The organism is Vibrio sp. OPT46, from assembly GCF_015163535.1.
GTDB lineage: Bacteria > Pseudomonadota > Gammaproteobacteria > Enterobacterales > Vibrionaceae > Vibrio > Vibrio alginolyticus.
Window position 1 is genome coordinate 1 of the sequence record NZ_JADDYG010000043.1, and the last position, 629, is coordinate 629.

The window sequence follows — 629 nt, forward strand, 5'->3', positions numbered from 1 at the left end:
TCTCTGTGATCATTCGCTTTTCTAGGCTTTGATAGTCCTGACGCAGCGCTTTTAGTTCATCTAAAATATAGCGTTCCATTAATGGTCTATCTAACAGATCCGATTCTGAATACTTTTCCTCCGATGCCATTGTTGGCAAGGCAAGTATCAGCGAGAAAAAAATACCAATAAATAAGCGCATATAACGTCCTTTCACGAGAAGAGTACAGATAGACCATGCAACAATAGCAAATAGCACAAACGTTTAGCAAAGTTATTACAAAAGAAATAACAGTCGTCTTCGTAGAAGTCATATTCTTGTTGTTTTTCAGTTTGTTCCTGATGGTTATTTGTTGTGATATCTTTTATCCTCCTTGCGAATTTATGATTAATGGAGTGAGCATGGACGCGCGAGCTAAGGATTACTTAGAACAATTCCTAGAATTATTATCACCAGAACAAAGGGAAGCTGTACCATCAGTCAGTGCTGACTATTATTGTGCCGATGAATACAACGCGAATGTATGCGCAGATTTGGTTCGTATTGGACAGATGTATGGTACGCCCCGTTTTGCAAGTGAAAAATCCAAATAACGGCGTTGGTTTGCGCTAATGTATTCAGAGTCTAATTGGGACACTGATTAGTTAGC

Annotated in this window: 2 pseudogenes; one reads left to right on the forward strand and one right to left on the reverse strand. The window is 39.0% G+C overall.

Annotated elements, in window-relative coordinates:
- Nucleotides 1-181, reverse strand: a pseudogene (locus IQR33_RS02515) (hypothetical protein); the annotation flags it as partial.
- A 200-nt stretch (nucleotides 182-381) separates the two neighbouring features.
- On the opposite strand from IQR33_RS02515, the pseudogene IQR33_RS02520 reads away from it, so the two are divergent.
- A pseudogene (locus tag IQR33_RS02520) lies at nucleotides 382-531 on the forward strand (RNA-binding protein); the annotation flags it as partial.
- Nucleotides 532-629: the final 98 nt, after the last annotated feature.